This window comes from Alistipes timonensis JC136, assembly GCF_900107675.1.
Classification (GTDB): Bacteria; Bacteroidota; Bacteroidia; order Bacteroidales; family Rikenellaceae; genus Alistipes; species Alistipes timonensis.
Map to the genome: position 1 here is coordinate 1 of NZ_FNRI01000020.1, position 1,499 is coordinate 1,499.

Below are 1,499 nucleotides of genomic sequence, written 5' to 3' on the forward strand. Positions count from 1 at the left end.
GAATCCGGGTACGCTTAGGTCGTACCCGCGCGGGGGGACTAACACTTTTCCGTCGCGTCCCTGCAGGACGTAGTATGGCTGCGCATTGACGCCGAAAGTCTTCAGGGCATAGTAGGAGTTGATTTTTCCGAGGCTTTTGAGCACTTTTCCCGAGTCGGTTGTAACCCATTCGTCCTCGGGCAGAACCTTCTTGTCGTCGGAAAATAGCGCAACGATGACGTAGTCGTTGCGTAGTATGTCCAACACCTGGGGGTCGGACCATACGCGCGCCTCCATCTCGCGGCAGTTCACGCATCCGTGCCCTGTGAAGTCGATGAACAGGGGCTTGTTGACCTTCGCGGCATAAGCCTGGGCTTCGGACAGGTCGAAGAATCCCTCGAGGTTGTGGGGCAGGTGCAGGAATTCGCTGTGCTTGGGTTTTCGTCCGTCGACGGTCAGCGTCATGCGCGCATCTGCGTTCCCGGTTGCGGCCGTACCACCCTGTCCGATGACGAAATCCTGCGTGTGCAGTGGCGGGAGGTATCCCGAGAGCCCTTTGAGGGGAGCTCCCCACATGCCGGGGATCAGGTATACTACGAAGGAGAACGTCAGGATGGCCAGCGCCAGCCGTCCCACACCCAGATAGGGTGTGTCGCTGTCGTGTGCGAACTTAATCTTTCCCAGCAGATAGAGCCCCAGCAGGGAAAATGTGACGATCCACACGGCGAGGTATATCTCTCGGTCGAGCAGCCCCCAGTGATAGGTCTGGTCTGCTACGGAGAGGAATTTCATACCGAGCGCCACCTCGATGAATCCGAGCACGACCTTCACCGAGTTGAGCCATCCTCCGCTCTTTGGCAGCTTTTTGAGCATGGCGGGGAAGAAGGCGAACAGCGTGAAGGGGAGTGCGAATGCCAGGGAGAAAGCCAGCATGGTGATGATCGGGGTCCAGAACTCCCCGGCTGTGGATTTGATGAGCACCGATCCTACGATGGGTCCCGTGCATGAGAACGACACCAGCACGAGTGTCAGGGCCATGAAGAAGATGCCTGCCAGCCCCTTGGAGTCGGCTTTAGAGTCGGTTTTGTTGACCATCCACGATGGCATTGTGATCTCGAAGGCCCCGAAAAAGGATGCGGCGAAGAGCATGAACACGAGGAAGAAGAGGATGTTCGGCAGCCAGTGCGTCGCCAGCCAGTTGAATATGTCGGCCGTCACGGCGTCTCCGCCCAGGATGCGCGTGATGAGGATGATTGCTGCGATGGGGAGGGTGTAGAGGGCCACGATGAAGAATCCGTACATGCCGGCGCGTATTCGTCCCATGGCGGGGCTTCCTGCGCTCTTCATGAAGAACGAAACGGTCATCGGCACCATGGGGAACACGCAGGGGGTCAGCAGCGCCGCGAATCCCCAGAGTATCGCCTCGATAATCAGCGCCCATATCGAACCGGCTCCTGCGGCGTCTTTCTGCGCGGGGGCGACTGCCTGTACGGTGGTGTCTGCCTGCGCGGGAGCCGCTT

1 protein-coding gene is annotated in these 1,499 nt (G+C 59.0%); it reads right to left on the bottom strand.

Annotation, left to right across the window (positions count from 1 at the left end; translation table 11 throughout):
* Nucleotides 1-1,499, bottom strand: a 1,499-nt coding sequence (locus tag BLU78_RS13825; RefSeq protein WP_074712159.1) for a protein-disulfide reductase DsbD family protein, incomplete at both ends; no start/stop codon positions are given.